Below are 23,530 nucleotides of genomic sequence, written 5' to 3' on the forward strand. Positions count from 1 at the left end.
CTCTACGCTACGCACCGAGTTGGTCGGCAAGGTCGACAAAATCCGTCGCGATGATGTCGAAGTCGTCGGACGCGACGTCGTGCGGAGCCCGGTCCGGCCCGTACTCCAGGGGCCGGGCCACGTACGCGGTCCCGAGCCCGGCCGCGCGGGCGGCCCGCAGGTCAGAGGGATGGGCCGCGACCAGCGTCAGCTCCTCGGGCGCGATGTCGAGCAGCCCGGCGCAGCCCCGATAGGCCTCCGGGTCAGGCTTGTAATGCCGGAACAGCTCGGCCGAGATCACGCAATCCCATGGCAGCCCGGCATGTTTGGCCATGTTGGTGAGCAGTGAGACGTTGCCGTTCGACAGCGTCGTGATGAGGTAGCGCTGCTTGAGCCGGGTCAGCCCGACCACCGAATCCGGCCACGGGTCGAGCCGGTGCCAGGCCCGGTTGAGGTGGTCGATCTCAGCGTCCCCGGCCCGGATGCCCGCGGCACCGAGCAGGTCGACCAGGATCGCGCGATGCAGATCGTCGATCCTGGTCCACGGCAGCTCACCGCGGCGCACCCGGTCCATCGCCGGGGCGTAGCCGGCCCGCCAACCGTCGGCGAAGGCCGGCCAATCCCATTGCAGCCCCTGGCTTGTTCCGAAGGCTTCCAGCTCACCGATGATGCTGGACCGCCAGTCCACGACGGTCCCGAACACATCGAAGGCCAGGGCTCTCATTACGGCTCCAGCACCAGCTTCCCGCGCACCGAACCGTTGGCCAGTGCATCGAGTGCAGCCGCCCCCTCGGACAACGGGAACCGCACCGGCGGCGGCGGACGCAACCCGCCGGCCACCAACTTCGTCAGCTCGGCACCGACCTCCGCCTGGGCGGCCGGGTGGCGGCGCACGAACTCACCCCAGCCGACACCGACCACACTGACGTTGCGCAGCAGCAGCCGGTTCACCTTGACGGTCGGGATCCCGCCGCCCGCGGCGAAACCGATGACCAGCAGCCGACCTTCTGGGGCCAGCACCCGGATCGCGTCGTCGAAGGCTTCGCCGCCGATCGGGTCGACGACCAGGTCGACGCCCTGACCGCCGGTGGCTTCCATCACGGCTTCCCGCCAGCCATCGGCCAGCGGCAACACCACGTCGGCACCGAGCGACGATACGAACTCCTCGGCGCCGGACCGGTGCACCATCGCAATCACCTTGGCACCCATGGCTTTGGCCAACTGGATCGACGCGGCGCCGATGCCACCTGCCGAGCCGAGCACCAGGACGGTCTCCCCTGGCAGCAGCCCGCCCCGGCGGGCCAGCGCGAACTGCATCGTGTAGTAATTGCCCAGCAGCGATGCCGCCTCGCCATCGTCGAGGCCGTCGGCAGTGGGAATCACGTTGGCCGGCACGGCCGCCACCTGCTCGGCGTACCCGCCCAGCATGGTCATCGCCGAAACCCGCTGTCCCGGGGTGAACCCCGAGCCCTCGGGTGCCGAGCGCACCGTTCCGGCCACCTCCATGCCAGGCGTGAACGGCGGTTCCAGCCGCAGCTGGTACTCGCCGCGCAACAACAGCAGATCGGGGAAGCAGACGCCGGCGGCGCCGACGTCGATGATCACCATGTCGGGGGACACAGGATCGTCGACGTCGACGTACGCCAGCCCGGATGTACCGGTAAGTGCCTGCGCTACAAGCGCTTTCACTGGTTCTAGCCCAGCTTGAAGCTGGCCTGCTGCGCGGCGGACAGGTCTGTGATCTCGCCCCACTTGGCGGCGATCTCATCGACGGACGGCACCTCGGTAAAGGTGATGCCGTCGTTCTGGAACAGGGCGGTGCGCTGAACCTTGCCGCCGCCGACGATGAACACGGAGTCGGTGTCGGGCAGTTCCTCGGTCATCAGGTAGGCCACGACCGGGGCGACGTACTCGGGGGTGAGCTTCTCGAACACCTCCGGCGGCAGGATGTCCTGGGTCATGCGGGTGGCGGCGATCGGCGCGACGGCGTTGGTCTTGATGTTGTACTTGGCGCCTTCCTGGGCCAGCGTGTTGATCAGACCGACGAGACCCAGCTTGGCCGCACCGTAGTTGGCCTGACCGAAGTTGCCGAACAGACCGCTGGTGGAGGTGGCGACGACGACGCGGCCGAAGCTCTGCTCGCGGAAGTGCGGCCAGGCCGCGCGGATGACGTTGTAGCCGCCGTAGAGGTGCACCTTGAGCACGGCGTCCCACTGCTCGAAGGTCATCTTGTGGAAGGTGCCGTCGCGCAGGATGCCGGCGTTGCTCACCACACCGTCGACCTTGCCGAACTCGTCGATCGCCGTCTTGATGATGTTCTCGGCGCCCGCCTGCTCGGCGACGCTGTCGTAGTTGGCGACCGCGCGGCCACCGGCAGCCTTGATCTCCTCGACCACCTGGTCGGCCATGTTGTGGCCGGCGCCCGATCCGTCGCGGGCACCGCCGAGGTCGTTGACGACGACGCTGGCGCCCTCGCGGGCAAGCGTCAGGGCGTACTCGCGGCCCAGACCTCCACCGGCTCCGGTGACGACGACGACGCGGTCCTGCACTCCTGGCATGGGGATTCCTCCTCGGTAACGGGCCGCAAAACGGCTCAGCTCCCCTCCTGTATACGGCGGGCGGATAACTCCCGGTCAACCGGGTCGGCTACCGCCCGGGACGACGCATTTCTGCCACCGAACGGTCAATTGCCGCCAACCGTGCTGATCAGGAATCAACCGGCGCCGCCTTTAGTTGAACCAATCAAGAAAGCAAGATTGAGAAAGAGGCAGAGGAAATGAAGAAGTTCGGGTTCACCGCAATGATCGCCAGTGGTCTGGCCGCCGCCGTCCTGGGTCTCGCCGGCCCCGCGTCGGCCGATGTGTCCCACCACGATTGGCTGGATCAGATCGGTCCGCACGTGACCGTGCCGCACGTCGACACCACTGTGCACCAGAGCCACTGAGACGGCAGTTGCTTGGGGACACAGCACGTGGACAGGTCCCGATGACCCGGCAGGTCCAGTGACCACTGTCACGGCACCAGTCGAGGTTTAGCGGGATTAAACCCACAGGTCAGTCGGTTGATCTACTACGGAATGTGTTCCCAAAAAGGATAGAAATAGATGAATAAGTTCGGAGTTCCTGCATTGCTCGTCAGCGGAGTGGCCACAGCCCTTCTGGGCCTGTCCGCACCCGCCTCGGCCGGAGTCGACCACCACCTCTGGGTGCACCAGATGCATCAGAAGGCGACCGTTCCTCAGGTCGACACCACCGTCAAGCACACCAACGTGAATCGCACCAAGGCGATGTCGAACCGCTGACCGGCAACGAAAACGTAAGGGGCGCCCCACAACCGGGGCGCCCCTTTCGTTGTTCGGGGGAGGGTCGGGCTCAGAGCCTTTCAGCCGTAACGAAGATCGAGAACGCGTCGCGTTCAGGCTCTTCGCCGAGCTGGACCAGACGATCCAACCGGCGCATCTCGTCCAACGAGTGCACGCCCTCCGCCTGCCAACCGTGCGACCGCAGCCATTCGGCGACGTCGGCACGGTCGGGATCCTCGTACATCAGGTCGGCGACAGCGAGCGCGGAGCCCATGTTGAACTGGTCGGCGACCTTCTCGAAGCGTTCCCGCATCGCCTCGCGGCGCTCGGCCGAACTCACCCCGGCGGTCTCGGCCGCGATCCGGCTACCCGGGGCCGACAGCTCGGTGACGAGCTCGAACAGTCGATCCTGGGCGTCGGCGGGCAAGTACATCAGCAGGCCCTCGGCCAGCCACGCGGTCGGCTGCCCATCGTCAAAGCCCGCCTCCCGCAGCGCCGTCGGCCAATCCTGACGCAGATCGATGGCCACCTCATGGCGCCGCGCGGACGGCTGCGCACCGTGGGCGGCCAAGGTCTCGGCCTTGTACTCCAGCACCTTGGGCTGATCGATCTCGTAGACCGTGGTGCCGGCCGGCCAGTCCAACCGGTATGCGCGGGAATCCAGCCCAGAGGCCAAGATGACGACCTGCCGGATTCCCGCCTTTGCGGCCTCGGTGAAGTACCCGTCGAAGAAGTGGGTGCGCACCGCCTGGTAGTTGCCCATGTGCGCGAAGATCTGCGCGGCCTCGGCGTCGAGACCTTCCACCTTGCTGACAAAATCGTTGTCCAACAACGTGTCCCACACCCCGGTGCCCGCACCGACCACCAGGATCTTGGCGTACGGGTCGTTGATGAGCGCGTCCTCGCGTTCGGTCTCCCCGGCCCTGGCGGCGGCGACCATGACGGCCGTCGAGCCCACGCTGGTGGCGATGTCCCAGGTGTCGTCGTGGCTGCGCAGTGAACTCATCGGGATTCTCCGTCCAATCGGGCGCGCAACAGCACGCTGTCCAAGCCGAGTTCAGCCAATTCGTCGACGCCGGCCGGCCGGCCCAACCGGGCCATCTCGTCGGGGCTGTCCACCGCGTCCACATCCCAGCCGTGCGCCGCGAGCCATTCGGCGGCGTCGGCCCGCTCGCCATCGGTGTACATGAGCGCGTCAGCGTCGATATCCAGCCCCAGCGAGGTCCGCATGTGCTCGCCCCGGGCGCGGCGCGCGGCGCGCTTCTGAGGGGTGTAGCGGGCCGGGTCCATCGCGAAGTCCTCGACAGCCAGGCGGCTGCCCGGTGCGCTGTTGGCGCCGACGAGTTCGAACAGCCTGTCCTGAGCCTCACCGGGCAGGTACGGCAGCAGACCCTCGGCCAGCCAGGCCGTGGGTTGTGCGGGGTCGAATCCGGCGTCGATCAGCGCTGTGGGCCAGTCCTCGCGCAAATCGATCGGCACCGGCACGTGCTGTGCCCGGGCGACCGCCTCGTGCGCCTGCAAGGTCTCGGTCTTGTACTCAAGCACCTTGGGCTGGTCGATCTCATACACCGTGGTACCGGCCGGCCAGTCCAGCCGGAAGGCGCGCGAGTCCAGACCCGCGGCCAGGATGACGACCTGTCGAATGCCGTCGTGGGTGACCTCGGTGAAGTAGTCGTCGAAGTAGTGGGTACGCACAGCCTGGTAGTTGCGGGCCATGACGTGGATGCGGTGGGCTTCCGGATTGTCACCGATCCAGTGCGGTTCGCTACCGGCCAGCTGCGCCCACGCCGGGCCGGCGGCAGCCACCAGCAGGAAGGCGAACTCGTCGCGAATCAGGGGATCGGGTTGTACGGTCTCGGCGGCCCGGGCGGCAGCTACCGCGAGCGCGGTAGCCCCGACGCTCTCGGTGACATCCCAACTGTCGCCCTCGGCTCGACCCGGCCGTACATCGCTCAGATCAGTCATTTGCCAAACAATGCTACCGAAGAAGTTAGCCAAGCTATACGGCTATGTGGGGCACCTCACGGTGCCGGCAGGTCAGTCGCGCAGCTGCCAGAGCTTGTTGGCCATCAAGAGTTCGAACTTGTCCACGATGACGGCCACGTCGTCACGACGGCCCACGTAACCGGCGTAAAAGCCCATCCCCCACATCACCGCGACCAGCATCTCCACGATGGCCGGGATGTCGGTGTCGGTGCTGAGCTCGCCACGCTGGATAGCCTCGTCGACCGCCCACTTGACGAACTCCCGCGAGCTGCGCAGCGCGTCGTGCTCCTCGGAAACCAGCTCCGGATGTCGCTGGGCTTCCAAAACCGAGGTGACCAGGAAGGCGGCCGCCGATCGGTCCGTGGAATCGGCATCCATCGCCGCGGCGAAGAACGCTGATATCCGGTTCAGCAGAGTCGTGGCTTCGCGCGCTTTTGAAATGCCCGCGGCGATTACTTTCGCGTTGGTCTGCTCGACCACATCGCGATACAAGACACGTTTGCTGCTGAAGTAATGATTGATTGCCGGGCGCGTGAGATCAGCACGGATGGCGATCGCTTGGAATGTAGCTGCGTCATAGCCGAGTTCGCTGAAAACTTCACGGGCAGCACGCACGATGCGCTCACGAGTTTCCGCTGCCTTTGCTGCGGGAGGGCGTCCCGGTCCTCGGCTCGCTGTGTGGGCCACATTCAAATTGTGCCACACGTCACCTGAGAGTCCCGGTGCCGTCATGTTTGTGTGCGTTAAATGCGGCTGACCAGCAAAGCCCCGCCGCGCCCGAAAATCGGCGACGAACTAGCGTGGTCCCTCATGGCGGGGGTTGTTTCACGGGAGTCGTACTTCGAAACCGGTCTGGACGTGTTGTCCGATCGTGGATACGGCGGCCTCAAACTTGCCGAAGTGTGCAACCGCCTGGGCGTGACAACCGGGTCCTTCTATCACTACTTCCCCAACTGGGCGTCGTACACGAAGGAACTGATCGCGCACTGGCGTGAGGCCCGCACCTTGCGGGTGGTGGAGATGGTGCGCGCCGACGAGGATCCGCACCACCGCATCGAGACCCTGATCGGCGAGACACTGGACCTGCCGTACGGTGCCGAAGCGGCGATCCGGGTGTGGAGCTCGCTGGATCCGGATGTCTACGCCGTCCAGGCCGTGGTCGATCAGCTGCGCTTCGACATCCTCTTCGAATCCGCGCTCGAGCTCATCGGCGACGAACGCAACGCCCGGTACTTCGCAGCCTGGGGCGTCTATCTGATCGTCGGTTTCGAGCAGAGCACCCTGCCACGCGACGTCGACGCCCTGCAGTGGATCACCACGCAGATGCGCGACGCGCTGGAGTCGGGCCGATTCAGTCCGGCCGCCGGATCAGACCAACCGGTCTAACATCGGCGATCATGCTGACCCCGGCCGAGATCTGGCGCCGGGCAGCTGATCGCCTCCGCGACAAGGACCCCGACTACGACGCGCTGCGCCGCGCCCTGCGAGCCGCCATCGTCCTGCCCATCGCCGCCGCGGTCGGCTTCGCCGTCGGCGGCGACTCCCAGACACCGCTGTTCGCGATCTTCGGCGCGGTCTCCCTGCTCATCACCGCCGATTTCCCCGGCAACCGGCCTGCGCGGGCCGTCGCGTACGGCGGCCTGGCCGTCAACGGCGCCATCTTGATCGTGCTGGGCACCGTGCTGGCTCCGTATCCGTGGCTGAGCGTGGCGGCGATGTTCGTCGTCGGCATGGTGGTGTCGTTCTCCGGAGTGCTCAGTGAGATCGTCGCCGCCGGGCAGCGCGCCACGCTGCTGCTGTTCGTCCTGCCGCTGTGCACTCCCGTGGGCCCGATACCCGACCGGCTGCTGGGCTGGCTGATCGCGCTCGTGATCTGCGTGCCTGCCGCGCTGTTCCTGTTCCGTCCGAAGCACCACGACGAGCTGCGCCGCTACTCGGCGCGGGTGTGCCGGCTGCTGGCCGACCGGCTCGAGGGTCAGGCCTCGGCCCGCGACGTCACCCGCGCGATGAACAAGCTGTACGAGAGCTTCCTCGGCGCGGACTACCGGCCTGTCGCCCTCAGCGCGGGCAGCCGGGCGCTGGTGCGCGTCGTCGACGACCTCGGCTGGATCTGCGACCAGGTCACCGACGACACCGGGGAACTGCTCGGTGCCATGCGCGACCCCGCGGTGCGGGTGCTGCGAGACAGCGCCGCGCTGCTGCGGATCCATGATCCAGCCGAACGAGCCGCGCGCGGAATCGATCTGCGTGCGGCACTGGCCGAGCAGCGCACGGTTGCCCAGGGCAGCTATCGCGACGACATCACCCAGATCCTGGGCACGGCCGACGACTCGGCCGCCGTCGAACTCGGGCGGGGACTGCTGGTCCGGCGCACCATCTCGGCGACCATCGCGGTCACCGGACGGGTGATCGGCAATGCCGCGCTGGCGGACGCGCGCCCGGTATGGGCCCGGGTGCTGGGCCGGCGCCTGCCCGAAACCGGTGCGGCCGACTGGGTGATGCCCGAGGCCGTCGCCGTCGCGGCCATCGCCAGAGGTCTGGTCGCCACCCGAGCGGTGGTGCTGCGCAACAGCCTGCGCACCGGGCTCGGCTTGGCGCTGGCGGTAGCCGTCACGCACGTGTTTCCGGTGCAGCACGGATTCTGGGTGGTCCTGGGCGCGATGTCTGTGCTGCGCAGCAGCGCCCTGACCACCGGCACTCGCGTGTTGCGGGCCGTGGCCGGCACCGCGATCGGCTTCGTGCTGGGTGCGGTGCTCATCGAGTTCGTCGGGGTGGACCCCGTGGTGTTGTGGATCCTGTTGCCGCTCGTGGCATTCGGGTCCGCCTATGTGCCCGAAGTCGGATCGTTCATCGCCGGGCAGGCGGCGTTCACCATGATGGTGCTGATCAACTTCAACCTGATCGTGCCGACGGGCTGGCGCGTGGGGCTGGTCCGGGTCGAGGACGTCGTGGTCGGCGCGATGGTCGGGATCGTGGTGTCGCTGCTGTTGTGGCCGCGCGGCGCGACGGCGTCGGTGTCGAAGGCGATCGACCAGGCCCGCGCGGTGGGTGCGCAGTTCCTGAAGCACGCCGTTCTTCGTGTGACCCGGGGCGCTTCCGAACAGGCCACCGACCGCGTCGTCGCACTGGGCCACGACGCGCTTTCCGCATCCCGAACCCTTGATGATGCTGTCCGTCAATATCTTTCGGAGAACGGCGGGCCCAGCGACCAACGAGCCCCGGTGGTACGCGCGGCCAACCGGGCCAACCGGGTGCGGGCCGCAGCCGAGCTCATCGCCGACGTCGTGCCCCCGCCGCTCGGTGTCTACGCCCGCACGCGCGAAGTGATCGAGGAGCACGCCGCGGCCATCTGCGCCCGGCTCACCGGCGACAACGCCACCGCGGTACTGGTGCCGATCGGGGAGAGCTTCGTGGTGTCGTTGCGCGCCGAGGCCGCCGGGACGGATCTCGCCGTTTCGGCAGCGCTGCCCTTGGTGACGGCCGCAGCGCATCTCGGCGAGCTGGAGTTGCTCTACCCGCAGCCGGCGGAGTCGGTGGGTTAGCGCTATCCGGCGTACTCGGATGAAGTCAGACGAGTGCAGGGCGAGTCGTAGTCGATTCCGCGGGCAGTCTCGCTCTCCCGTTCGGGGGTCATATTGTGGGCGAGCTTGGCGCACAACAGGTTCGGATCAGGCTCCAGAACCGGCCAAACGCGCAACGTGCCGTCCCCACTGGACGACAGCAGTTTCTTTCCATCCGAACTGAAATGAAGACTCGTCACTGACGCTGAGTGGCCCGTGAGCGGAGCGCCGAGCTGCTTTTGGCCGTCTACGTCCCAGAGTTGGATGTTGCCGTCATTGCCACCCGATGCGATCGTGCGATTGTCGGGACTCAATGCCACGACTGCCGGAAGGGAAACCTGTGGCATGTCATTGCCTTTGGGCTCAAAGGTGCCGATATCCCACAACCGGAGCTTGTAGTTGGCATACCCAATAGCCAGCAAGTGCCCGTCGTCGCTGAACGCGATGCTCGCCACCCAGCTGTTGCCCTTCATCGGCTGACCGATTCGCTTACCAGTGCCAGAGTCCCACAGCTCAACCGTTCCTTGGGCACCGCCCGTGGCAACGATCCGACCGTCGTAGCTGAAGTTGATCGTCGCGATCGGCTCCGTCGGTCGGATCGGCGCTCCGACCGGACGCATGGTGTCAGACTTGTACACCTGCAGAACGCTGGGTTCAATCTTGACGGCGATCCACGTGGCCGTTTCGTCAGCGACGACCTCCCGATTGGGGTCGGGCCGCAGCCGCAGCGGTTCGCCGATCGGTCTTCCGCTTCGGGCGTCCCATAGCTGCGCGGCGGTGGCGGCGCCAGGTTGTGACAACGACAGCAGACGGTTCTCGCCAACCGGGAATAGGGAACTGACATCCGGGTTATCGACGCGTAGTGGTTCGCCGATCGGCTGCCCCGTCGCAGCGTCCCACCACCGCACCGTTTTGTCGTCCCCGCCGCTACCCGAGCCGATGCGCCGGCCGTCATCGAAGAACCCGGCCCAAGCCGCGTCTGTGTGGCCACGCATGGGTTGCCAACTGGTGGCGTCCCACAGCCGGATAGTCCGGTCGTCACCTCCTGCTGAAACCAACTGGCGGCTGTCGGGGCTGAACGCAAGTGTCCATACGGGGGACTCGTGTCCGAGCAGGACGCCGGGCTGCAGCGGCGGTGGTCGAGACATCCCATAGCTGAATTGCATTGTCGTAGCTGGCCGCGGCGATACGGGCACCATCAGGGCTGAATGCCACACTCATGACAGCGGCATCGTGGCGCATCGGTTGACCCACGGGTTGACCGCTGACGGCGTCCCACAGCCGCAAAGTCTTATCAGCGCTGCCGGACGCTATTCGCGCACCGTCAGGACTGAATGCCACACTCGTCACTAGGTCGTTGTGGCGCATCGGTTGACCGACCGGCTGACCGCTGACCGCATCCCACACCCGCACAGTGCCGTCGTAGCTGCCGGAAACGATCCGGGCACCATCCGGACTGAACGCCACACTCGCCACCATGTCGTTGTGGCGCATCGGTTGACCGACCGGCTGACCGCTGACCGCATCCCACACCCGCACAGAGTCATCCGCGCCGCCGGACACAATCCGCGCACCATCACGACTGAACGCCACACTCATGACAGCGGCATCGTGGCGCATCGGTTGACCCACGGGCTGACCGCTGACCGCATCCCACACCCGCACAGAGTCATCCGCGCCGCCGGACACAATCCGCGCACCATCACGACTGAACGCCACACTCATGACAGCGGCATCGTGGCGCATCGGTTGACCGACCGGCTGACCGCTGACCGCGTCCCATACCCGAACAGTGTTGTCGTAGCTGCCGGACGCGATGTGAGCACCATCCGGGCTGAACGCCACACTCCTAACGAAAGAGGGGAGGTCGATAATCTTGAGTAGGTCGCGTTCCTCGTTGAGCGCAGTCAGCAGATCGTAGCTGCGTCTGGCCTCTGTCGACGGAATGGCATACGCGGCAAGCAACATCTGCATTGCCTCGAAATCATTGCTGCCGAGGGGCGAGCGTCCTGCAAGCATCAACAACGCCTCACCGTACAACCGCTCTGCGGTCGCAGCCCGAAAGTGCTCTTGCGCCTCATTACGTTGGCGAAGCGCCCACCCCCAGAACCCAGCGACAAGAACCGCGGCAACTACCACCACAACCAAAGCCGCGCGCAGTTGCCGTGTGCGCTTGAGCAATGCCTGGGTCTGGCGCTGGGCCTCGATCTTGGCGCGTTCCTCAACCGCCAGTTGGGCATGGGCAACTCGCTCACGTTCGTGAGCACGCTCCGCGGCCTCTGCGAGCGCCGCCTTCTCGCATTCCTTCTCCAGTTCCACGCGGCGACGGTCTTCTTCGGCGAGCCTTCGGTCGCGATGGTTCCGTACCGTGCCCGTGAGCACATCGTGGATCAACTCGATCCGTTGCGTGCCATGGTATTCCGCGAGGCGCACCAGTCGTGAGTCGATCAGCTGGTCGAGTTCCTCATGGGTCAGATGTGACGGCACCGCATCCTCGACAGCTTCGAAATCACGGAACCCCGTCTTGGTGATCAACTGGTTCTCGATGAATTCCGCGACCTCTGGCCGCATGCCGCCCACGCACGAGATGTAGTAGTTCGGGATCGTGGATCGACCATGCTCCTCAACGAGTTGGTCATCGAACGCGGCCTTACCGAGTCGCTTGCGTTCCTCGTTGAGCTCGCGGCAGACCAAGCTGAGCAACGTCGGTTCGACATCGGCCGCGCCACGGCCGTTGGCGGGAAGCTCGACGCCCTGCAATGTGGATTCGCCGCCAGGATGCAGACCCGCGCCGGCGATGATGCCGACGACTTGGTGCGCCAGTTCAGGTGTCATCAGGTGTTGAGCAGGTTTGTACACCGCATCGAACGCTTCGTCAGTACCCAAGGGAAGCAGCCGCATACGCGAGCGCCCCAGCGCAGGAATGAACCGGCACCAGTCCTCGAGGTGCGCGAGAAAATCCTCCCGCAGACTGATCAGCAGCTTGCAGTTGTGTGACCGCAAATTGAATCGACGTGCCTCAGCAGGGTCACTCTTGATGCGCGCGGCCAGGTCCGCGGGTATCCGGTTCTCGGCGAGGTCGGCAAGGTCGTACTTGAATGCCTCCACCTCATCGGGTACGCCCTCGCCGAGCGTGAACAGCTCTTCGAACTGGTCGAGCACGATCACGGGGGTGAGTAGGTAGTTCCGTGAACTCCACAGCTCGAGGTCGGCGCGATGCAGGTATTCCCACAGTGATTCGTCGTCCCCGGGAAGCATTGCGTCGGGCGCTTCGGCTTGGATGGCCTTGCGGACCGCCTCGTGGAGCTGGCGGCTCAATGATGCCGCGCCTGGCTTGAGGTCGAACCGGACATATATCGGCAGATAGTTCTCGTTGCGCAGCAACGGGAACAGGCCCGCGTGGAGCAGCGACGTCTTACCCAGGCCCGAGCGACCGAACAAGACCGTGACGGGTGCGTCGAGAACCTTCTTCAGAAGTTTCTGACATTCATGAACGCGGCCGTAGAAGAAGCCCTGCGCGTCTTCGCAATACGACTCAAGGCCGGGCCACGGATTGTCGGCGTCCAGCCTCATCGTGATCGTCGCGTGCGTCATGCTGCGTCGTTACGTCGAATTTCCCGGATTGCGGAGATCACGTCCTTGGTCAGGTCCGCGTCCGGCTCGCCGCCGGGCGCATGGCCGAACTGGAAGTCCTTGAACTCCCTCGGCACTTGCCTGAAGCGGTTCGTATCGCCGTCGTAATCATCGTCGATAACGACCGGCATGATGAAGCGCTGCCCCAGAATGCCGCGCGTTCGCTCTACCGCCTCGTTCCATTCCCTGAAGACGTAGCTTTCTTTCTTCCGTTCGGTGTTCGCGGAAATCACCGGGACGAACAGGCTGACGGTCTGACGAATACAGCTCAGAATCTCGTCTTCCCAGGCGTCTCCGGTGTGCAGCTCTCGCTCATCGAGCCAGGCCACCCCGCCGAGTCTGGTGATCGCGTCGTACAGACGCCGTGCCGCGATCACATCCTCGTGCTTGTAACTGATGAAGATCTCCGCGTTGTCCAGTGATGGCGGTTCTGTGTCTTGAGGTCCGGGTAGGGAGGGCGCACGAGGACTGGGCTGTCTGGCCTCCCAGCGGCTACGCAACTGCGCGACGAACTCGGTCGGCTCCATGTCCAACTGCTTGACCATCGTTCGGCGGCAGTAGGTCGAAAAGAAGCTCGACAGCGACGGTTCCCGCGAGTTCGCGGCGAAGAAGAACGGTTTGCCGCCGAGCGACAGCCGTTTGTCGCTGGACAGCCGGACGAGAAACCGCCCGAACCAGTCGGGGATCTGGCATCCGATGAACAGCATCGGCTGATGCTTCAACGGGTAGTCGAGCCAGTCAGGAAGGCTGGCTTTCTCCGTCAGTAGTGCGTGGATCCACTCCAGTCGGTCTTCCTCATGGATCGCGTACTCGGGCATGGCCGCGGTTTGACCGAACAGACTCAGCACGACGGTATCGGCCGGCCCTGGCTCTTTGGCATTCCGCTCCTGGTCCGGAGTGGACTTGTTCGGGGCGAACGACACCTCGCGCACCGGCCGGCCGCGGATGGCACGCAACGCCTTGGCGAGCAATCGGTCAGGCGTGGTCGTCACGAACAATCGCAGATCATCGATGGCTGCCAGGTCTCTCAGCGCATCGCCGGGTTCCGGATCGAGGTCCACGACGATTTCGTCGATCACGCCGTACAGGTCGTCGACCTCGTCGCGGCCACGCTCACGCAGAAACGCGGACACCGCCTGATCGGTGGTGGTGACCCCGGGTGGAACCGTCAACCCATACCGCTCGGTGAGCCGTTCGCCCACGAGGGTCGTCAGCCTCTGCTCGGAGCCGTCGACCTTGACCACAGTGACATCCGGGCCCACGACGGGCACCAGCACCTGATGCCGGATATGTGAAAGGAGGCTGCCCCAGAATTCCTCGTTCATCTCGAATTGCTCGATTCAAATTGCGCCAGACAACTACCGGCGTCGCTGGGATGGCGCATCACCAGCGCGGGGTGACCAGGGAACGCTCCAGGCACAAATCAATGGTCCTCGCCGACGTGACGGCGGCGTAGCGTAGTCGACTACTCGAATTTGGCGGGAACTGTCAGTTCAATTCCCTCAGCGGTTGCCACCGAGAACGGTCTCAAGCAATTCAGCGAGACCTTCCGGCTCATCCGCCGGCACCGAACGGATCAGCCCGGAGCGAACCAGCGTCGCAACCCGTCCATCAACCAACTCACCTGCCATCCCATTCGCGAAAGCGTCGGCTGTTCGCCCCGATCCGGCGATCGCCACGACGGGGCGTCCGGCATTGACGCTCAGCTCGACATCGGAGTAGGCGATATCGCCACCGTTGATCAGCACCGTGACCGAGGGTGCACCCTCAGCGAGAACGGTTGCGACCTCGGCGATCCACGGGGCCTCCGTACCCCACTTGTCACCGGGCACGACCAGGAAATGGGTGTGCCGAGGCTCCAGCTCGAAACTGTGCCCGTCATCGGGCGAAGAGGTGCCGGGCAAGCGCACCGTGCCTGCCGCGACCACACCCAGGAGCGGAAACGAGGCACCTGCGCGAACCTCACCGAAGAGCTGCATGACGCCGGCCAGCGTTCCGCCGTCCACGCCGACCGCCCCGCATTTCTCCATCACGGGCGCGATCCCCGACGCGAACAGTGGGCGCAGGCGGGCCATGTCAGTGGCATCGAGCCCGGCAGCCCCACCCACCACCACCACGGTCGGTCGTGGCGGGACCAGTTCCAAAGCGGTGAGGACCGAGCGCAATTCCGCAGTTTCGGCGACACGTGCCGCAAGTGCACGGCCCGCATTCGGAAACTCCAACCGGAACGGTGCCGTCACGGGTGACCCGTCCTCTCCGCGCCGCAAATTCGAGTACCCGACTACTCACGACCCTTACGCATCACGTGCACATACTGCAATTGCCCACCTGACATTTCGCTGTCTCAGGAGAGGATACTGCGATGCCCGAGTCGGCCTGCAGCTTCTCCGGACCGGAATTTCACCATCAATCCTGACCGAGGCCCAATGCAAAGGAGAGCACCATGACCAAGAAAGCGGTGCTCATCGGCGTCAACCGATACCGAATTCCAGGCAACGACTTACGCGGCTGCGTTCCCGACGTGAAAAACATGGCCAATCTGCTTCAACGACAGTACGAATTCGAGTCCGGCGATATTTCCTTGATCACGGATTTCGACGCCACCAAAGAAGCCATCGAGAGCGCCATCGCGGGGTTGATCCGCGAGGCCCGGCGCGGCGATGTGTTGCTCGTGCACTACTCCGGTCACGGGTCGAACGTGCCCGACGACAACGGGGATGAGGACGACAACCGCGACGAGATACTGTGCCCGACCGACCTCGATTGGAACGACCCGCTGCGCGACGACTGGCTCCGCAATGTCTTCGACGGCCTCGGTGCCGGCGTGAGCCTCACCGTGATCACCGACTGCTGCCATTCCGGCACCATCACGCGGGCCCTCGAACCGCCCGACGCTCCCTTGATCGAGCGATACCTGCCGAGCCCGTGGGACCTGGATGCGGTGGAGTCCGGGCGCAGCCTGACCGGGACAACGCGGGGAGCGCGCCGTGACAAGTCCGCGGCCGACCACGGCACCAGCGACATCGTTCACGTCGACATTCCCGAGGTGCTCATCTCTGGCTGCCGGGCAGATCAGACCTCGGCCGACGCCGCGATCGGCGGTGGCTTCGCCGGAGCACTGACCTACAACCTGGTCGAGGCGCTGACCGAATCCGCCACGCCGCTGTCCTACCGGGAACTGCACGACCAGACCTCCGCGAAGCTGAAACGCGGTCGCTACGAGCAGGTTCCACAACTCGAGGGCAGCGAAGCACGTCTCGAGCAGCCCTTCCTGTCGCCCCTCGACTAGCACCGTCGAACGATGACCATCAAGCTGCAGATTTCCGGTCTCAAGGACGCGGCCGACACCCATTCGGTACGCGGAGGCATACCAGGCGTCGAGCCCGAAGTTCCCGGCACCGGGCTGCTCGGCGTGATCGAGGTGGTCGACTCCTACAACCTCTCTCCGTCGGCCCGCGAGCAAAGCCCGAAATCCCAAGGCATCTCGGTGGAGGACGACGCCGTACTCGAGATCGAGATCGAGGGCGGGTTCACAACGTGGGTCTCAGCCAAGCGGTATTACGAGGAAGTCCCACTTCTCAGGCCTGAGGCGAGAGTCGGCGACGCCGTGAGCGTCGATACGCTACCGCGTCTCTCCGAGCGGGGCGTCAAAGAGTGGCTGACCACACGGCTTCGGGTGTTGCGACTGAATCCTGACGACATCACCGACAAGATCACCGATCCAACGCAATGGCCGAAAGAACTGTTCGATGAAGCGAAAGGCCTCGGAATCAACCTGCTGGCAAAGGTTCCCGCCTGGTACGCCACCAAAGCGTTGATCCGGATGATCGAGGACAATCTCAGACCCGGTCCCGGCCTGTACAAGTGGGAGGACGCCACCGGTAAGACCGGGGCACCGGCGCGCGCCGTCAATTTGAACGACTTCGACGCCGACAAGCCCATTTTGGTGTTCATCCATGGCACCGCGTCCTCCACCCGAGGTAGCTTCGGCGCCTTCCTCAACACCGAAGCGCAACCACAGTGGCAAGAGTTGCAGCGGTTGTTCGGCAACAACATCTACGCCTTCGAACACCGCACCTTGAGCGACAGCCCGATCGACAACGCCATCGACCTGCTCAACGTGCTGCCCCGTAACGGCCGGGTCAGCATCGTGTCGCATTCACGCGGCGGACTGGTAGCCGACCTCGTCACGCTGACGTCGATCAACACCGAGCTTGTGGCGAACTTCAAACGTGGCGAATCAAAGCTGGACCTGGCCGATCTGCACGACCGCAGACAACTAGGCCGGCTCGCGGAACTGGTTGCGCAGAAACAACTTCGGGTTGAACGGTTCGTGCGCTGCGCTTCGCCGTCCCGCGGCACTCTGCTGGCGGGCGAGAACATCGACATCTTCCTGTCGGTACTGACCAATCTCATCGGTTTCATTCCGGGCGTCGGCGGAACTCCGCTCTATGAGGTGATCAAGCGGATCGCACTTGAGATCGTCAAGAACCGGACCGAACCGTCGCTGGTGCCCGGACTCGAGGCGATGATGCCGCAATCACCGCTGGTCGCGCTGCTCAACAATCTGAGCGATCCCGCGCTCGGGGCGATGGGGGTCATCGCCGGCGATATCCAGGGCGGCAACTGGCTCAAGAAGATCGGGGTGTTCGCCAGCGATCACATCATCTATGAAGGTCGGGACAACGATCTCGTCGTCAACACCGATGCGATGTTTCACGGGGCGCGCCGAACGGCGTCCGGCTACATATTCGACCAGGGCGCCGACGTCAGCCACTTCAACTACTTCAGCAATCCGAGCACGCGTGGGGCGCTGGTCGAGTGGCTCGCCGCGTCGGCGGACAAGCGCCCGCCGATCTTCCGCGACATCGTGACGGAAGCACTCGATCCGGTGCCGATGCTGCGGTCACTGCAGACTCGCGCCAACGCAGATCAGCCGATTGTCTTTGTCCTACCGGGGATCATGGGCTCCCACCTGAATGTCGGCGAGCGCGAGGTGTGGATGCGTTACCCCGCCTTGTTGCGCGGCGGGCTCGGCGATCTCGCCGACGTCACCGCGGCGAACGTGCGCCCCGTCTCCTTGGTCGGCGATGGCTACCGCGAGCTGTGCGAGTTTCTGCAGAACACACACGAAGTCATCCCGTTCGCCTACGACTGGCGCCGGTCGGTGACCGCCGCAGCACATCTGCTGATCGTCGAGCTCGAGAACGCCTTGCGACGAACGCAGCAGCCGGTCCGCATCATCGCCCACAGTATGGGCGGGCTGGTGGTGCGCGCGATGATCGCCCAAGCGCCCGACCTGTGGGACCGCATCTGCAAACGCGACGGCGGGCGGCTGGTGATGCTCGGCACCCCGAACCGCGGCTCGTACGACATCGTCGAATCCTTGCTCGGCACCGCTGCGACCGTGCAGAAACTCGCGCTGCTGGACCTCACCCACAACACGGCGGAGATCGTCGACACCATCGCGAAGTTCCCCGGTGTGCTCGAGCTGCTGCCCGACGACGAAGGTTTTTTCACCGTGTCGTGCTGGCAGGGCTATCGGAGCAAACGCCGCAAGTCGGCCATTCCCCGTGAAGAGCTGCTGAATGACGCGCACGCGACGCGCGACGCCATCAAAGACCAGCTGTCGGGTTTATCCCACGCGGATCGGGTGCACTACGTAGCAGGAACCTCGCCGCGCACCGTGCGGTGCGTCAAACCCGCCGGCGACCGGATAGTCCTGGAATGTACGACGGAAGGCGACGGCCGGGTCACGTATGTCTCGGGCCGCCTGCCCGGCGTCCGCACCTGGTACATGGATGCGGTACACGGCGACCTGGCGTCTCACGCGCCGAGCTTCCCCGCGCTCCAGGATCTGCTCGATTCCGGTACCACCACACGACTCTCGGAAACCCCGCTCAGCTCAGCACGCGGAGGCGCGCAGGACTTCCGGGCCCTGCCCGAACCGGTGCTCTATCCGACAGAGACGTCGCTGGCCGCCGACCTCCTGGGAAAGTCCGCGCAAAAGCCGTATCAGGAAGGCGCACAGCCGAGCTTCCGGGTATCGGTGGTCCACGACGACCTGCGCTACGCGCGCTATCCCATTGTGGTGGGGCACTACGAGGGCGACACCATCATCGGCGCCGAGGCGCAATTGGACGGGCTGCTGCGGGGCGCGCTGACGGAGCGCTACGCGCTAGGTGTAACTCCCAGACAGGTTGTGAACGGCGTGGTGAGCGGAAGTAGGTGAGGACCTCCGGTATCGGTGTGGTTACCAAATACGCACATCCGATTACCGAGAGGTCCTCATGGTCCACGCTAATGCTTCGTTGACTCCTCGTGGGCGGTTGCGGCTTGCGCAGGCGGTTGTTGATCAGGGCTGGAGTTTGCGGCGCGCGGCTGAGCGGTTCCAATGTTCGGTGGCCACAGCCAAGAAATGGGCCGACCGTTATCGCGACGGTGGCGAAGCAGCGATGGTAGACCGGCCCAGCCGGCCGCATCGCAGTCCGTTGCGGTTGCCGAAACGACGTGAGCGGCGCATCGTCAACCTGCGCTTCACCCGGCGCTGGGGCCCACATCGCATCGCCGCTTACCTGCACCTGCCACGCTCGACCGTTGAGGCGGTGCTGCGCCGCTACCGGATGCCATTGCTGCGGCACCTGGACCAAAACACCGGGTTACCGGTACGCCGGCCCAAACCCCGCCGCTATGAGCACCCGGCTCCCGGCGACTTGGTCCATGTCGACGTCAAGAAACTGGGCCGCATCCCCGACGGGGGCGGCCATCGCAAGCTGGGTCGCCAAGCCGGCCGGCGCAACCGCTGCGGCATGGGATACACGTTCTTGCACCACGCCGTTGATGACCACTCCCGGCTGGCCTACTCCGAGGACCTCACCGACGAACGCAAAGAAACCGCCGCGGGATTCTGGAAACGCGCCAACGCGTTCTTCGCCGACCACGGCATCACCGTCAAACGAGTGTTGACCGACAATGGATCCTGTTACCGGTCAAAGAATTTCGCTGAAGCGCTCGGCCCCGACATCACCCACAAGAGGACCCGGCCCTACCGGCCACAGACCAACGGCAAAGTCGAGCGATTCAACCGCACCCTGACCACCGAATGGGCCTATGCGCAGACCTACCGCTCTGAGGCCGAACGCGCCGGAACCTACCAGCACTGGCTGCATCACTACAATCACCACCGACCCCACACCGGCATCGGCGGAATGACACCAATCGAGCGCCTACGCGTTCACAACCTACCCGTGAAGAACAGCTAGGGCTCTACCCCGGCGTGTTCGGATCCGTGGCGGTGGTCTTACGCAAGCCGACGGCGCTACAGAAGGCGCTGGCGCTGCCAACGGGTGCGATTGTCGTGGGACTGGGCAAATGGGGCGACCTCAGCGCGGGCCAACTATGCGATCTGCTTCGACGTGCCGCACTCCAGTACGTTCTCGAACGCCGCGATGGTCTGTCCGCATCATCGGATGACGACTCCGCGACGGAGAAGATCGGCTTGTCGGTACTGCTGGTCGGCGGCAACTCGACCGCCAACATCGCGGTGGGGGACTCGGTCGGCGCCATTCTGCGTGCTATCGGCCAGGCCAATCGCGAACTCGCCGACGGTAACAGCACCGCCCTCACCATCCAGGAAGTCGAGATCGTCGAGCTCTACGCCGACACCGCGATCGAGGCCGCGCATGCGGTCAAGCGCTTGGCTCCGCTGATCGGCAAGGAGCTCGAGACCGAGATCGAGGCAGCACCCCTGCTACGGCGCGGCCGCGAGGGGCGTCGGCGCCTGACCGCCTCGGCAGGTCGCCAGCACGCATGGCGTCGGTGGGAGGTCAGCGTGGTGGTGCCGCCGCGCAAGTCCGAACCGGCGTGCCTGCCCAAGCCGCTGGCCGACCGGCTCAAGCGCGCGGTGCTCGAATCGGACAACGCTGACCCCGAACTCCTTGCCGCGCTGGCGGAACTGGCGATCAGCGCACCCGCCGGCCGAGCTGAAGCCCACCGTCAGATCAGGTTCCTCACACTGTCGGACCGCGCCCGCGCGGAGGCAACCGCACAGCAGCGCCAGCCCGAGCTGGTGGACCGGCTGATCAAGGACTCGATCTCACAAACCCGATTCCGGGCAGACGAATCGCGTGTGCTGTTCGAACTCACGGTGCCCAACGAGCTCAAGTCCGGGCTGGCCCAGGTCGACAATCTGGTGCTCGTCCTGGATGCCGAAACCGCCTCCTACCCATGGGAACTGATGAGCGCCGGCGACAAGGCTCTGTGTCTCGACAAGGCTCTGGTACGGCAGTTACAGACCTCGAACTACCGCCCACAGATCGGAGCGCGGGCAGGCACGGCGGCTTACATCGTCGGCGATCCGCTGGTCAGTCCACCGTTCAATCAATTGCCAGGCGCAATGGCCGAGGCCAGTGCCGTGTACGACCTGCTGCGCGCGAGATTCGACGTCGACAAGCCAGTGACCAAGCCGACGGCACTCGAAGTCCTCGCCGGGCTGTACCGAAAGCCCTACCGCATCGTGCATTTGGCCGGCCACGGCTACTACGAGCCACCCGTGACAGCCGACGGCAAGGCCCGTAGCGGGATGGTGCTCGACAACGGCGTGTTTCTGACCGCTGTCGAGGTCGGCCAGATGCAGCAGGTACCGGAATTGGTCTTCCTCAACTGCTGCCACATCGGCCAGACCGGACCCGAGGCACCGGCGCAGACGCCGACCGTCGAGTTCAATCGACTGGCCGCCAGCGTTTCCCGCGAACTGATCGAGATGGGCGTCCGCGCGGTGGTAGCCGCCGGATGGGCTGTCAAGGATGACGCCGCCGAGGAGTTCGCCCAGAAATTCTACGAATGCATGCTCGGCGGAGAGACTTTCGGCTACGCGCTCAAGGCCGCTCGCGGCCACACCCACGAAGAGTTCCCCGACAGCAACACCTGGGGCGCATACCAGGCGTATGGCGACCCGGACTACCGGCTCGATCCCACCGCTACCGGAACGACGGCGGCCGGGCCGGGTGGACGTGGCCGAGTTCATCGAAGCGGTGAGCTACGTCGGTCGCAAGCCGGAAGTTGGCTCGGCGCCCACGATTGCGCCGAGTGAGGCCGCCCAGCAACTCAACGCGCTGGCGAAGGAATGCCCCGCCGACTGGCTTGAGCAAACCGACGTTCAGATGGCGATCGGCTACGCCTACGGGAATCTGAGGCGATTCGAGGATGCCCGCCGCTATCTGGTGGCCGCGCTTTCCGGAGAGGGCGAAACATCAACGACGACTATGCGTGCCGTTGAACAACTCGCCAATTTCGAGGCACGCATGGCCAACGATCTCACTGACACCGAGCCCGACCGCGCCAAGGAGTTGTACGAACGGGCCATCGAGCGCCTCGAACGGCTGCTCGAGGTGTCCAAGACCGCGGAGCGGTACAACCTGCTCGGTAGCGCGTACAAGCGTCGTGCCGCCGCCGAACCGACCGTCAGAGCCGCCACGGAGATGCTGCGCCAAGCGTCCGACCGATACCACCAGGCACATCTGCTAACAATGCAACGTCAATGCCTCGATCCCTACTCCGTGCTCAACTGGTTGACCCTGACGGCAATTCTCGACAAAGACAAACAGGTGCCGGACGCCGATGCGTTGATCGATCGTTGTGAGGCCACAGCACGCGAGCGGTTCTCGATCGACCGCACGTTCTACACGGCAGTCGCGATCGCCGATGCAGCCTTGGTGCGCGCGCTCAGGTCGGGCAGGCTCGGGCGGAATGGCCAAGCCGGACAACAGGAAGTGGCCCGGTTGCTGACCCGTTTCGAAGAGGTGGTTCAACTGGCTGCGCCTACCGCAAGCAACCTCGATTCGGTCTGTACGCACCTCGACGTCACCAGCAGGCTCTTGATCAAGATCCATCCCAACCGCGCCAGCAGCCGGATCACAGTGGCTCACCTCGACGAGCTGCGCCGGAGTATCGGCGGTGATGAGCGCAACGGGCAGAGCCCCGAACCGCCGGTCTCCACCAATCAGACCAACGGGTCCTCGCCGAAACCGGCTGCCGGGCAGCCTAAGCCGCCCAGTCGCAGACCGGGCGGCGTCGGTATTTCGGGTTAGCCGATCAGCTCAGGGGCCGGTGCGGCATGAGCGCATTCGGCGGGATCTGGCCGAACTTGCCCGCCTGGTAATCCTCCAGGGCCTGGATGAGCTCGGACTTCGAGTTCATCACGAACGGGCCGTAGTGGAACACCGGTTCCCGAATCGGCTGACCGCCCAGCAGCAGAACCTCCATCGCGGGCCGGTTCGAATCCTGAGTTCCCTCGGCCGAGACCGTGATCCGGTCACCGGGGCCCAGTACTGCGAGCTGACCCTGATGGATCGGGTGACCGACCGGGCCGACGCTACCGCGTCCGCTCAGTACGTACACCAGTGCGTTGAAGTCGCGGTTCCACGGCAGGTTGAGCTGCGCGCCCGGTTCGATCGTGGCGTGCGCCATGGTGATCGGGGTGTGCGTGCTGCCCGGGCCCTGCGCACCGTCGATCTCGCCGGCGATGATCCGGACCAAGGCGCCGCCGTCTTGGGACGACAGCAGCTTGGCGTCGGGCCCTTCGATGGCCTGGTAGCGCGGCGTCGCGAACTTGTCCTTCTTGGGCAGGTTCACCCACAGCTGGATGCCGTGGAAGGTGCCGCCGTTCTCGACGAGTTCGGCCGGCGGGGTCTCGATGTGCAGGATGCCGGATCCGGCCGTCATCCACTGGGTGGCGCCGTCGGTGATCAGACCGCCGCCGCCATGTGAATCCTGATGGGCGAAGCGGCCGTCGATCATGTAGGTGACGGTTTCGAACCCGCGGTGCGGGTGCCAATCGGTGCCCCGTGGCTCGCCGGGCTGGTATTCCACCTCGCCCATCTGGTCCATGTGGACGAACGGGTCGAGGTCTGCGGCGCTGACTCCGCCGAATGCGCGCACGACAGGGAATCCCTCGCCTTCGTATCCGCGCGGGCCGGTCGTGATGGAGCGAACCGGGCGTTCGGTGTCCGACGCCTGAGCTGCCGCGATGCGGGGCAGGGTCAGGGTGTCTGCGGTGATGGCTGGCATCTCC

The 23,530-nt window shown here is 65.2% G+C and carries 19 protein-coding genes and 2 pseudogenes; 9 read left to right on the forward strand and 12 right to left on the reverse strand.

Translation table 11 applies throughout. The annotated features are described in order from the left end of the window. Window positions 1-7: 7 nt before the first annotated feature. From ACNQVK_RS36790 to ACNQVK_RS36800, 3 genes are read right to left on the reverse strand one after another with little or no spacing between them, the layout of a single operon-like run. Entirely contained in the window at window positions 8-703 is a 696-nt protein-coding gene (locus tag ACNQVK_RS36790) for a haloacid dehalogenase type II (protein WP_418033796.1), read from the reverse strand. After that, on the reverse strand, window positions 703-1,668 hold the full coding sequence (locus ACNQVK_RS36795; protein WP_418033797.1) for an NADPH:quinone oxidoreductase family protein: 966 nt from the start codon (window positions 1,666-1,668) through the stop codon (window positions 703-705). The genes ACNQVK_RS36790 and ACNQVK_RS36795 overlap by 1 nt, the downstream gene beginning before the upstream one ends. A 5-nt stretch (window positions 1,669-1,673) precedes the next feature. Further along, window positions 1,674-2,537, reverse strand: a complete 864-nt coding sequence (locus tag ACNQVK_RS36800) for an SDR family oxidoreductase (protein WP_418033799.1) — start codon at window positions 2,535-2,537, stop codon at window positions 1,674-1,676. A gap of 218 nt (window positions 2,538-2,755) precedes the next feature. Here ACNQVK_RS36800 and ACNQVK_RS36805 point away from each other — a divergent pair, with 218 nt between their 5' ends. Next, on the forward strand, window positions 2,756-2,923 hold the full coding sequence (locus ACNQVK_RS36805; protein ID WP_167333287.1) for a hypothetical protein: 168 nt from the start codon (window positions 2,756-2,758) through the stop codon (window positions 2,921-2,923). Window positions 2,924-3,082: 159 nt separating this feature from the next. Beyond that, window positions 3,083-3,280, forward strand: a complete 198-nt coding sequence (locus ACNQVK_RS36810; protein ID WP_044514431.1) for a hypothetical protein — start codon at window positions 3,083-3,085, stop codon at window positions 3,278-3,280. Window positions 3,281-3,350: 70 nt separating this feature from the next. Here ACNQVK_RS36810 and ACNQVK_RS36815 read toward each other — a convergent pair whose 3' ends face one another. The 3 genes from ACNQVK_RS36815 to ACNQVK_RS36825 all read right to left on the reverse strand — a co-directional run bounded on the left by ACNQVK_RS36815 (window position 3,351) and on the right by ACNQVK_RS36825 (window position 5,953). Next, window positions 3,351-4,286: a class I SAM-dependent methyltransferase gene (locus tag ACNQVK_RS36815; RefSeq protein ID WP_418033801.1), complete on the reverse strand. Its 936-nt coding sequence runs from the start codon at window positions 4,284-4,286 to the stop codon at window positions 3,351-3,353. Further along, on the reverse strand, window positions 4,283-5,245 hold the full coding sequence (locus ACNQVK_RS36820) for an SAM-dependent methyltransferase (protein ID WP_418033803.1): 963 nt from the start codon (window positions 5,243-5,245) through the stop codon (window positions 4,283-4,285). The genes ACNQVK_RS36815 and ACNQVK_RS36820 overlap by 4 nt, the downstream gene beginning before the upstream one ends. Before the next feature lie 72 nt (window positions 5,246-5,317). Beyond that, complete coding sequence (locus ACNQVK_RS36825; protein WP_418034576.1) at window positions 5,318-5,953, reverse strand: TetR/AcrR family transcriptional regulator; 636 nt, start codon at window positions 5,951-5,953, stop codon at window positions 5,318-5,320. A 123-nt stretch (window positions 5,954-6,076) separates the two neighbouring features. Here ACNQVK_RS36825 and ACNQVK_RS36830 point away from each other — a divergent pair, with 123 nt between their 5' ends. Next, window positions 6,077-6,652 carry a TetR/AcrR family transcriptional regulator gene (locus ACNQVK_RS36830; RefSeq protein ID WP_205265235.1) on the forward strand — a complete coding sequence of 192 codons (576 nt, stop codon included), beginning with the start codon at window positions 6,077-6,079 and terminating at the stop codon, window positions 6,650-6,652. A gap of 11 nt (window positions 6,653-6,663) precedes the next feature. Then, complete coding sequence (locus ACNQVK_RS36835) at window positions 6,664-8,808, forward strand: FUSC family protein (RefSeq protein WP_418033805.1); 2,145 nt, start codon at window positions 6,664-6,666, stop codon at window positions 8,806-8,808. 2 nt (window positions 8,809-8,810) lie between these two features. On the opposite strand, the gene ACNQVK_RS36840 is transcribed toward ACNQVK_RS36835, so the two are convergent. The 5 genes and pseudogenes from ACNQVK_RS36840 to ACNQVK_RS36860 form a co-directional block, all read right to left on the reverse strand. After that, window positions 8,811-9,734: a WD40 repeat domain-containing protein gene (locus ACNQVK_RS36840; RefSeq protein ID WP_418034578.1), complete on the reverse strand. Its 924-nt coding sequence runs from the start codon at window positions 9,732-9,734 to the stop codon at window positions 8,811-8,813. 153 nt (window positions 9,735-9,887) lie between these two features. After that, window positions 9,888-10,025: pseudogene (locus tag ACNQVK_RS36845) on the reverse strand (hypothetical protein); the annotation flags it as partial. Continuing rightward, window positions 9,985-12,420, reverse strand: a pseudogene (locus ACNQVK_RS36850) (hypothetical protein); the annotation flags it as partial. The pseudogenes ACNQVK_RS36845 and ACNQVK_RS36850, both read right to left, overlap by 41 nt. After that, a complete protein-coding gene (locus tag ACNQVK_RS36855; protein WP_418033807.1) occupies window positions 12,417-13,703 on the reverse strand; it encodes a toll/interleukin-1 receptor domain-containing protein in 1,287 nt (428 codons plus the stop codon). The pseudogene ACNQVK_RS36850 and the gene ACNQVK_RS36855, both read right to left, overlap by 4 nt. Window positions 13,704-13,961: 258 nt before the next feature. Further along, window positions 13,962-14,699: a hypothetical protein gene (locus tag ACNQVK_RS36860; protein ID WP_418033808.1), complete on the reverse strand. Its 738-nt coding sequence runs from the start codon at window positions 14,697-14,699 to the stop codon at window positions 13,962-13,964. Window positions 14,700-14,902: 203 nt separating this feature from the next. On the opposite strand from ACNQVK_RS36860, the gene ACNQVK_RS36865 reads away from it, so the two are divergent. The 5 genes from ACNQVK_RS36865 to ACNQVK_RS36885 are packed head-to-tail and all read left to right on the forward strand — an operon-like array spanning window position 14,903 to window position 22,547. After that, a complete protein-coding gene (locus tag ACNQVK_RS36865) occupies window positions 14,903-15,748 on the forward strand; it encodes a caspase family protein (RefSeq protein ID WP_418033810.1) in 846 nt (281 codons plus the stop codon). Between the two features lie 12 nt (window positions 15,749-15,760). After that, on the forward strand, window positions 15,761-18,691 hold the full coding sequence (locus tag ACNQVK_RS36870; protein ID WP_418033812.1) for a lipase/acyltransferase domain-containing protein: 2,931 nt from the start codon (window positions 15,761-15,763) through the stop codon (window positions 18,689-18,691). 58 nt (window positions 18,692-18,749) lie between these two features. Beyond that, a complete protein-coding gene (locus ACNQVK_RS36875) occupies window positions 18,750-19,721 on the forward strand; it encodes an IS481 family transposase (protein ID WP_047328137.1) in 972 nt (323 codons plus the stop codon). Between the two features lie 32 nt (window positions 19,722-19,753). After that, window positions 19,754-21,550 (forward strand): CHAT domain-containing protein, encoded by a 1,797-nt coding sequence (locus ACNQVK_RS36880; protein ID WP_418033814.1) that lies wholly within the window; start codon window positions 19,754-19,756, stop codon window positions 21,548-21,550. Next, entirely contained in the window at window positions 21,471-22,547 is a 1,077-nt protein-coding gene (locus ACNQVK_RS36885; protein WP_418033816.1) for a tetratricopeptide repeat-containing protein, read from the forward strand. The genes ACNQVK_RS36880 and ACNQVK_RS36885 overlap by 80 nt, the downstream gene beginning before the upstream one ends. Before the next feature lie 4 nt (window positions 22,548-22,551). Here the strand turns inward: ACNQVK_RS36885 and ACNQVK_RS36890 are convergent, their stop codons facing one another. After that, window positions 22,552-23,526 (reverse strand): pirin family protein, encoded by a 975-nt coding sequence (locus tag ACNQVK_RS36890; protein ID WP_124714039.1) that lies wholly within the window; start codon window positions 23,524-23,526, stop codon window positions 22,552-22,554. Window positions 23,527-23,530: the final 4 nt, after the last annotated feature.

Source organism: Mycobacterium sp. 134 (genome assembly GCF_048282715.1).
Classification (GTDB): domain Bacteria; phylum Actinomycetota; class Actinomycetes; order Mycobacteriales; family Mycobacteriaceae; genus Mycobacterium; species Mycobacterium septicum.

Excerpts from the sequence above, each read along its gene's own strand:
- ACNQVK_RS36790 (WP_418033796.1), bottom strand. The coding sequence starts at position 703 with ATGAGAGCCCTGGCCTTCGATGTGTTCGGGACCGTCGTGGACTGGCGG.
- ACNQVK_RS36800 (WP_418033799.1), bottom strand. The coding sequence starts at position 2,537 with ATGCCAGGAGTGCAGGACCGCGTCGTCGTCGTCACCGGAGCCGGTGGA.
- ACNQVK_RS36805 (WP_167333287.1), top strand. The coding sequence starts at position 2,756 with ATGAAGAAGTTCGGGTTCACCGCAATGATCGCCAGTGGTCTGGCCGCC.
- ACNQVK_RS36810 (WP_044514431.1), top strand. The coding sequence starts at position 3,083 with ATGAATAAGTTCGGAGTTCCTGCATTGCTCGTCAGCGGAGTGGCCACA.
- ACNQVK_RS36815 (WP_418033801.1), bottom strand. The coding sequence starts at position 4,286 with ATGAGTTCACTGCGCAGCCACGACGACACCTGGGACATCGCCACCAGC.
- ACNQVK_RS36820 (WP_418033803.1), bottom strand. The coding sequence starts at position 5,245 with ATGACTGATCTGAGCGATGTACGGCCGGGTCGAGCCGAGGGCGACAGT.
- ACNQVK_RS36830 (WP_205265235.1), top strand. The coding sequence starts at position 6,077 with ATGGCGGGGGTTGTTTCACGGGAGTCGTACTTCGAAACCGGTCTGGAC.
- ACNQVK_RS36835 (WP_418033805.1), top strand. The coding sequence starts at position 6,664 with ATGCTGACCCCGGCCGAGATCTGGCGCCGGGCAGCTGATCGCCTCCGC.
- ACNQVK_RS36865 (WP_418033810.1), top strand. The coding sequence starts at position 14,903 with ATGACCAAGAAAGCGGTGCTCATCGGCGTCAACCGATACCGAATTCCA.
- ACNQVK_RS36870 (WP_418033812.1), top strand. The coding sequence starts at position 15,761 with ATGACCATCAAGCTGCAGATTTCCGGTCTCAAGGACGCGGCCGACACC.
- ACNQVK_RS36875 (WP_047328137.1), top strand. The coding sequence starts at position 18,750 with ATGGTCCACGCTAATGCTTCGTTGACTCCTCGTGGGCGGTTGCGGCTT.
- ACNQVK_RS36890 (WP_124714039.1), bottom strand. The coding sequence starts at position 23,526 with ATGCCAGCCATCACCGCAGACACCCTGACCCTGCCCCGCATCGCGGCA.